This window comes from Pseudonocardia charpentierae (genome assembly GCF_031845345.1).
GTDB classification, from domain to species: Bacteria; Actinomycetota; Actinomycetes; order Mycobacteriales; family Pseudonocardiaceae; genus Pseudonocardia; species Pseudonocardia charpentierae.
The window spans coordinates 1-3999 of sequence record NZ_JAVREJ010000071.1 but is presented as its reverse complement, the minus strand read 5'-3'; the positions used below and the strand labels follow the sequence as shown (position 1 = coordinate 3999).

Sequence of the window (3999 nt, the reverse complement as noted above, 5' to 3'; positions counted from 1 at the left end):
ACCCGCCGGAACCACGCCCGAATCTGGGCCTGGTCGACCTGGCGACGCCGCCACCAACACCGCGCCCACACCAGCCACTACCGCAGACGCACGGGTATTCCATAACAATCTGCGGCTGGAGTACTAGGGCTGCCCGAGCCGCCGCCACCGCCCGCGCCTTGGCCAGTCCGGCTCTCGTCCCTGCCGGTCGTCCTCACCGACCCGAACCGCGCGGCCGACCTCGTGCACCGCTACTTTGAGGGTCGGCAGGATGACGGTCGCAGACCGCTCTACACCGGCGCGGCGTTCGAACGTTTCGCCGGCGGTGGGGACCACCCGGACGTGGCGAACGTGTTCACCGCCGACGACTTGGTGGCCGTATCGATGCTGAGCGTGCAGGTGCCCGCCCGTGCGGCGTTGGGAATACTGCTGGACGACGCCGACCGCCTCTCCGCGGGTCTGGCCGACGTTCCTGCCGACGTCGACCTGGCCGACGCCGACGAGGCGTTGGTCGCGGACGGTTCTGCAGCTGATTGGCTCTGGTGGCAGCTGTACCGCTACCCGGGCGTCGGATTCGTCATGGCCGGCAAGCTCCTGGCCCGGAAGCGACCACGCCTGATTCCAGTTCTCGACGGCGTCGTCCGTGGGGTGCTCGGGCATCCAGGGAAGGGCTACTGGCGGGACCTGCGTGGCGAGCTGCGCGCCGACGACGGTCGGCTCGTTGAGCAGCTCAACGGCATTCGTCGCACGGCCGGCCTCGGCGAGTCGATCAGTACTATCCGCATCTTCGATGTCCTGGTGTGGATGACCGGCAAGGGAGCTCTATGGGCGTCGCGGCAGGGCCAGAGGAACCCCGAGTTGTTCCGATGACCGCGCATACGCGGCGACAGTGCCGGACCGCGCCTCTGTGCCGCCGTTGGCGCCCATATGCGGGGTGCTGTGGGCGCCGAGCGCGTGTTCGGTGATCACGTCAGGATCTGACGGTGGTCTGCGCGGCCGTGGTAGTCCTCAACCTCGCGCCGTCCGATGTCAACGAGGTACACGGCGACGTCGCCACGGCCACTGAGATCGCTGACGGGGCACGCTGGGGGCACAAGACAGTGTGGACCACTCCTCAGCGCCGTCAGGTGTTGCAAAGCGAACCGGCTGCTCAGGGCAACGTGGTGGTGTTCGCGCTGGTACGGGTCTTGCTCGGGCTTTCTAATCCGGTACGGAGCGTTGCCGGCAGCAGGATCCAATTCTTGTTCCTGCCCGGCTGGGACATCTCGGCCTCCGAGTGGTTCAGGTCGGTCCGGGTGCGCCCTTGCAGGAGGTGGCGTCCCAGAATCGCTCTATATCGCGCCTCACGAACAGCCTGGTTACGAGCTTCTCGACAGGGCCATTTGTCGTGCCGGGGTCGGGGCCGTAACAGCGAACGGTCGCCACACGAGCACGGAACCGTGACCACTGACGGCGCGGCCGCCGCCGACGTGATGGGTGCTGAGCCGGGCGAGGACCCGCGGTATGACCTCGGTGTTCTGGTGGTGCACGGCATCGGCGAGCAGCGGCAGGGCCAGACGCTCGTGGGGTATGCCGACGCCATTCGCGACGTCCTGCACCGGTTCGCGACGCGGGACGGTGACGCCGAGGAGCAGTTGCGGTACCGGCTGCGCCGCCAGCTGTCCGATCTCGAAAAGGAAAAGCTGCCGAGGAAGGACAAGCGGGAACGCCGCAAACGGCTCGTCGACGCGCAGCACCAGCGTGACCCCGAGGACCAGCCGGTGTGGTTCGACGACGGCGTATTGAAGCCGGGCTCGGACAACCCCCCGGCTCTGTCGTTGCACCTGCCCGGCGGGCGGTGGTGTCTGGCGGAGTCGTGGTGGGCGGAGCAGTTTGACGCGCCGCCTGCCCGTTCGCTTCTGTGGTGGTCGTTGACGCAGGCGCCACGGATCGTGGTGCAGCAACTCGGCCGCCATCTCTGGCTCAGCTGGCTCAAGGTGCAGACCGCGAGGCGGGGCATGCCTCGTCTCCGCGCGGTCCTGTCGCGCATCTGCTGGACCGTCGTCGACGTCGTCTGGTACATGGTGCTGCTGAACGTGTTGACCGTGGCGCTGGCCGTCTTGTGGCTCCTCACGCTCCTCCCGATTCCAGCGTTTTCGGCCGTGGTCGACAAGGTCGCGACGAGGATGGCCGCGATCCTTGGCGACAGCTTCGTGCTGGTGACCAGCGATGCGCAGTACAGCGCGATGGTGAGCCGCGTTCGCCGGGACCTCGCGTGGCTCGACGAGCGGTGCGCCGCTGTCGCCGTCATCGCCCACAGCCAGGGCGCCTTCCTGGCCGTCGACGCCATCCAGACCACCCGTTCGCGCAACCTCCGCGTGCTCTTCACGGTCGGGGCGGGTCTGACGAAGCTGCACGAGCTCCGGGACTCGCGAGCGGGGAAGAGGAGGTGGACGGGGTGGGCCATCGTCCTCATGGTCATCTACGAGGTGGTCATGGTGTTCTTGACCTACCCATACGTACTTTCGGAGCTGGCCGACTCCAACTGGATCTCGGCCCTCCTCATCCTGCTCGTCCCCGGCTTTATCCTGCTGAGCCCGGCCGCCTTGATCTGGGCGATCGCGACGGAGAGCGCGCACGACGAGCGGAGGCTGCGCAAGAAGCTCCGCCTGAGGCCAACTGGCGAACCAGCACCGGCGTGGCTCGACTTCGTCGCGTCGATGGACCCCGTGCCCGGCGGCCGCATCTTCGCCGAGGACCCGGACTGGCTGCGGACCGTCCCGGTGGTCAACAAGGCCTCCATTCTCACCGACCACACGAACTACCGGCAGAACGTCGAATCGGTGATCGCGCCGATCCTCGGTGAGCTGCTTCAGCACTGCCCTCCGCAGCTACGCTACCGGCTGCCCACGCTCGACCAGGAGCGGATCGACCAGGCCAGGGTCCGGCGCAATTGGCGCATGTCGTGGCTCGTCAAATGCAGATGGCTGACCGGCCTGGCCGTGCTCGTCGTGGGACTCCGGCTGCGGGAGCAGCTGGATCAGCTCGCACGGGGCCAAGTCGGTCCCGACGTCCTGATTCGACCCGTCGCGCAGACGATCGGCAGTGTTCAGCCGCTCTGGGACGCCATCGGGCTGCACCGCAACGTCGTGGGGCCCATCGTGGCGGTGGTCGTGGCGGTGGTCGTGGCGTACCTGCCCTTTCTGGTCCTCTGGCGGGCCTGGGAGAAGCGGGACTGCAACAGGCTCTTCCGAGGCGAACCGGTCGACTCCGGCGGTGGGATCGCAACCCTCGCTAGCGCGTTGGCGGCGGCCTATTTACTCGTGGCGGTTCCCTTCATGCTCCCCGGAGCGGTCCGCCTGCCGCACCCGCTCACCCTCTCGCTCGCCTCCCTCGCGCTGCTCTTCACGCTGGTTGGCTTGCTATCCGGCCCCGCGTCGAGCTCGGAGCCACCGCCCCCGTACGCGTCGCGCTTCGGCAGCCAATGGCCGGCCGCGACGCTACTTGCGGCAGCCGTGATCGTGGCCTCGAACGTCGGCCGCCATCTAATCGACTGGGATGTGGGAAGCAGTGGCGTCATAGCGGTCGCCGCAATCGTGCTCCTCCCGTTCGCTGGCAGCGCGGTCGTCTGGGCGCTCCTGCGGGCGACGTCCTCCGTGCACCGGCAGCTCGTGGCGCGCGTCGTGGAACGGTCGATTCGGCCGGATGGCAACCGCCCCCCGGCCGCGGGACAGCTCATGCTCGAGTGGCCCGAGCCGGGTCCTGGCACCGAGGCGTGACGGAGTGGAGCGCGAGTGGTGCCGCTGCGGGCCGGCGCGGTCGCCGTCGCGCCGGGCGGTGCGGGGCGTTCTAGCCCCGCACCGCATGTAGGACGACAGGCGACGAGCCGGTTCGGACCGTAGACGGGGGTGGATTAGTACTCCAGCCGTAAGTCGTGATCTTGCTGGTGGGGTGGCCCGGAACGCGGCGCGGCCACCGCGTGATCATCGTCCGTTGTGTCGACATCAGAAGATCAAGCGGTGGCCGCGGGCCACAGCGTAG

At 68.2% G+C, this 3999-nt stretch carries 2 protein-coding genes; both read left to right on the top strand.

Features of this window, described 5'->3' with window-relative positions; genetic code table 11:
* The first annotated feature begins 222 nt into the window (after nucleotides 1-222).
* Entirely contained in the window at nucleotides 223-849 is a 627-nt protein-coding gene (locus RM445_RS31815) for a DUF6308 family protein (protein ID WP_311560571.1), read from the top strand.
* Nucleotides 850-1418: 569 nt separating this feature from the next.
* Nucleotides 1419-3737: a hypothetical protein gene (locus tag RM445_RS31810; protein ID WP_311560570.1), complete on the top strand. Its 2319-nt coding sequence runs from the start codon at nucleotides 1419-1421 to the stop codon at nucleotides 3735-3737.
* Nucleotides 3738-3999: the final 262 nt, after the last annotated feature.